Annotated in this window: 6 protein-coding genes; all 6 read left to right on the top strand. The window is 43.8% G+C overall.

From position 1 onward, the window contains the following. Positions 1–282: 282 nt before the first annotated feature. Positions 283–681 (top strand): flagellar basal body rod protein FlgB, encoded by a 399-nt coding sequence (gene flgB / locus ACP45E_RS20185; protein ID WP_017035118.1) that lies wholly within the window; start codon positions 283–285, stop codon positions 679–681. After that, positions 682–1,098: a flagellar basal body rod protein FlgC gene (flgC, locus tag ACP45E_RS20180; protein WP_017035119.1), complete on the top strand. Its 417-nt coding sequence runs from the start codon at positions 682–684 to the stop codon at positions 1,096–1,098. Between the two features lie 17 nt (positions 1,099–1,115). Next, a complete protein-coding gene (gene flgD, locus ACP45E_RS20175; RefSeq protein ID WP_017035120.1) occupies positions 1,116–1,823 on the top strand; it encodes a flagellar hook assembly protein FlgD in 708 nt (235 codons plus the stop codon). 43 nt (positions 1,824–1,866) lie between these two features. Beyond that, entirely contained in the window at positions 1,867–3,165 is a 1,299-nt protein-coding gene (gene flgE, locus ACP45E_RS20170; protein ID WP_017035121.1) for a flagellar hook protein FlgE, read from the top strand. A gap of 210 nt (positions 3,166–3,375) precedes the next feature. Further along, positions 3,376–4,125 (top strand): flagellar basal body rod protein FlgF, encoded by a 750-nt coding sequence (locus ACP45E_RS20165; RefSeq protein ID WP_017035122.1) that lies wholly within the window; start codon positions 3,376–3,378, stop codon positions 4,123–4,125. Positions 4,126–4,146: 21 nt separating this feature from the next. Continuing rightward, the coding region (locus ACP45E_RS20160) for a flagellar hook-basal body complex protein (RefSeq protein WP_141707447.1) at positions 4,147–4,515 on the top strand (369 nt) is incomplete at its 3' end.

Below are 4,515 nucleotides of genomic sequence, written 5' to 3'. Positions count from 1 at the left end.
GGTTATTGGTTATTGGTTATTGGTCATTGTTTTTCTGACACTGGAATCAATGACCGTGCTCTATAGCCTGCATCTTGAAGTCATTAGGGTATAATATAAAAGTGACAATCTAAATCTTCATTTGGCTACTTAATGCTGATACACATTAAGCGGTCTATTAATTGCAGCGATTAATTTCAGAAAAAGTACAGGTCTAAGTAAATTGTGTGATTAGTTTTAAAGTTGGTATGCAAATTGCTTTTATCTATGTAGTAACAGTCAGTTCTTTGAGTTGAGGCAATTATGGCTATTTCTTTTGACAATGCTTTAGGTATTCACCAACACACCGTTGGCGTACGTGAGCGCAATGCTGAGGTCATTTCGACCAACATTGCACAGGCGAACACACCTGGGTTTAAAGCAAAAGGAATGGATTTCAATAAAGCACTGCAGGCGGCAACGTCGGGGGCAAGTATTGGTCTTAGCCGTACAGATAGTCGGCACATCTCTGCCTCAACGAAGGTGACAGGGGAAAGCTTATACCGCATTCCAACCCAACCTGATACCGGTGATGGCAACACGGTAGACGTGGATTTAGAGCGTAATTTATTTATGCAAAATCAGATCAGACACCAAGCATCACTAGACTTCTTAGGAAGTAAATTCAAGAACTTAACCAAAGCCATTAAGGGGAGTAACTAGATGAGCTTATTTAATGTATTCAATGTGACTGGTTCTGCTATGAGCGCTGAATCCGTTCGTCTAAATACCACCTCTAGTAACCTAGCGAATGCGGACAGTATCTCTAGCTCTGCAAAAGATACGTATAAAGCACGTCACGCAGTGTTTGGGGCGGAGTTGAGTAAGGCACGTTATAACCGTGATCATAACGTACCAGTGAAAGTATTAGGCATTGTTGAAAGCGATAAACCGCTTAGTGCGGAATATAACCCTGACCACCCATTAGCGAATGATGAAGGGTATATCTACAAACCTAACGTCAATGTTATGGAAGAAATGGCCAACATGATTTCTGCTTCTCGTGCGTACCAAACGAATGTTCAAGTTGCAGATTCAAGTAAACAAATGCTGCTGCGTACGCTGCAGATGGGTCAATAAGGATAAGGAGGTAGCGAATGGCTGGAATAAATAACGTTGGTCAAAGCGGCTTGTCCTATGTTGATCAGCTTAAATCTCTTCAAGAGCAGAAGAAGACTGAGGACACAACGGGTAAGCAGGATCTTAAACAAGAAGACTTCTTATCACTCCTCACGAAGCAGCTTGCTCAGCAAGACCCTTTTAAGCCGGTCAGTAACGACCAGATGATCGCGCAAATGGCGTCATTTGCAACCGTTGATGGTATTGGGAAAATGAATTCTCAGTTCGAGAACTTAAACACTTCAATGACCTCTAACCAAGCCCTACAGGCATCGACGTTGGTCGGTAGAGATGTACTCGTACCAGGAGCTGCTGGGGTGAAACAAGACGGCGCTGCTATGTCAGCAATGGTTAAGCTTCCTCAGTCTTTGGACAATTTATTTGTTCGTATTGAAGATGAAGCCGGACAGTTGCTGCGTACGTTCGAAGTGGGTGCGAAACCTGCTGGAGACAGCAAAGTTGTATGGGACGGTAAAGACGAAAACGGTAATCCATTGCCGGCTGGCAAATACAAGGTGAAAGCCTCTGGATTGTTGGATGGAGAAAGCAAAGAGTTTGAAGTATCAACTTATGCGAACGTGAATAGCGTACTTCTCGGTAAAGGTGATGGTAACGTACTGCTCAATCTAGCTGGCTTTGAATCGCCAGTTCGACTTGCTGAAGTACTAGAAGTTGGCAAAGCATAGCTCTTTATTGAGTAAATAGGCTAGCTAGATAGGAGATTTTAGAATGTCATATGTATCTTTAAGTGGGTTATCCGCTTCTCAATTAGATTTGAACACAACCAGTAACAACATTGCCAACGCCAATACGTTTGGTTTTAAAGAATCTCGTGCAGAGTTCGGCGATGTATATTCAACCTCGATATTTACGAACGCTAAAACCACACCTGGTAAAGGTGTTCAAGCGAATAAGGTTGCTCAGCAGTTCCATGAAGGGTCGAGTATTTATACCAATAACCCACTGGATTTGCGTGTTTCTGGAACAGGTTTCTTTGCGGTTTCTAAAGACCGAATGATTCCGCAACAAAACGAGTTAACGCGTAATGGTGCGTTTCATTTAAACAAAGACAACTACATCGTTAATGCCAATGATCAGTACTTACTTGGCTATCAAGTGAATAAAGACACCGGTGATGTGCTTTCTTATGAGCCTGAGCCTCTTAATATTCCAGCTGAATTTGGTAAACCGAAACAAACCAGTGCCATTGAAGTGGGTGCTAACTTACCAGCAAACGGCGATCTTAAAGATCCAGCCTTATTTGATCACACCGATCCAGATACCTACAACCGAGCAACGTCAACCACGATTTATGACTCGATGGGGCAATCTTACAAGTTATCAACCTATTACTTGAAAGACATGACTCAGGCCAACACGTGGAATCAATACTACAGTGTGACGGATTCAGCAGGCGAGAAGATGATCAATGTTGCGGGCGGTGATGCAGCGTCGCCTACGGGGCATGTTGGACACACAATGAAGTTCAATAATGACGGTACACTGGCAAGCATGAACAGCGGAAACCCAATCTTGACTGACAGTTTTGAGACCGCAGGCCTTGACCTTAACGGTGCAGACGGTACTCAGGTGTTAGCGTTTGATTTGGATGCTGCGACACAGTTTGCCGCCCCATTCGAGATAACCAAAAGTAATCAAGACGGTGCTACTACTGGTTTCTTAACCAAAATTGACTTTGATGAATACGGTAGCGTTTTAGGTACCTACTCAAATGGTCAGAACGTGACTTTGGGTCGTGTTGGTATGGTTCGAGTCCCAAATGAACAGGGGCTCGATAAAAAAGGCGGTACTCAGTGGGATTCAACTCAGTTCTCTGGTGACAAAATCTGGGGTGAGTCAGGTAAAGGTTCATTTGGTTCTATCAATAACGGCTCTCTTGAGCAATCGAATATTGATATGACTCAAGAACTGGTTGACTTGATTTCTGCGCAACGTAACTTCCAAGCTAACTCACGTGCACTAGAAGTACATAGCCAATTGCAACAAAATATCTTACAGATCCGTTAATGATTTTGTTTCTTTAATCATCTGTTAGACCAAACCAGCGGCAAAGCTGGTTTGGTTTTGTTGCCAGTGTTAGGCAGCAATGATCCTACATCCCACTCAAAAACTTTCCCCCAAAAACCAAATACACCCTAACTGATTGATAAATAAAGACTAAAAAATTGGCACGTCTATTGCTTGGTACTCATGGAACATTGGTTATCGGAGCACATTATGGACCGCACTCTTTATCTCGCTATGAGCGGCGCTAAGCAAAATATGCAAGCGTTGCAGTTAAGAGCAAACAACTTAGCAAACGTTAGTACGACAGGCTTTCGTGCTGATCTAGCACAAGCTCGTTCTATGCAAGCGTATGGTGAAGGGCTACCGACTCGTGTATTCAGTATGACTGAGAGACCGGGGCAAAACTTTGCCCAAGGCAGTGTTATTACCACTGGCCGTGATTTGGATGTGACCATTCAGGGTAATGGTTGGATCTCGGTGATGGATAGCACCGGGAAAGAAGGCCTAACACGTAACGGTAATTTGAAAGTTGACCAAAATGGACTGCTAACTAATGCCTCGGGTCACCTTGTACTAGGGGAAACGGGTGCACCGATAACTCTACCTATTCCTATCAGTAAAGTTGAGATCGGCAACGACGGCACCATCTCTGTGGTTCCTCAAGGGGCTCCGGCGGATGCGATGGAAATTGTGGATCGTATTAAACTCACTCAAACCGATAACCGTTCTCTATTTAAAGATATTAATGGTCTTTTTCGATCGAAAGAGCCTAATGCGGCATACGAAGCGGATGCCAATGTAAAACTGCTCACAGGCGCTGTTGAAGGCAGTAACGTCAATGCTGTCGGTGAAATGACAAGCCTAATTGACTTACAAAGACAGTTTGAAATGCAAGTTAAAATGATGAGCACGGCGGAAGAAATGGACAAAGCGTCCGATTCACTGCTTCGTATGAGCTAATAAGAATTTAAGGAGACGATTATGCATCCGGCATTATGGGTAAGTAAAACGGGTTTAGATGCCCAGCAGACGAACATTTCGACGATTTCGAACAACCTTGCCAACGCATCGACCGTTGGTTACAAGAAAAGTCGCGCGGTTTTTGAAGATCTGTTCTATCAAAACATCAACCAGCCAGGCGGTCAGTCTTCACAAAATACCGAGCTACCGAGCGGCTTAATGCTGGGTGCAGGTTCAAAAGTCGTCGCGACGCAAAAAGTTCATACGCAGGGTAATACGCAAACGACCACCAATAGCTTAGATATGATGGTTGAAGGCGATGGCTTTTTTCAAATATTGATGCCAGACGGCAATATCGGCTATACCCGAAATGGCCAGTTTACCGTGAAC

It is taken from the genome of Vibrio genomosp. F10 str. 9ZD137, from assembly GCF_049974785.1.
Classification (GTDB): Bacteria; Pseudomonadota; Gammaproteobacteria; order Enterobacterales; family Vibrionaceae; genus Vibrio.
Note: the sequence above shows the minus strand (reverse complement) of the source record. Positions and strands in the feature narration are given on the sequence as shown.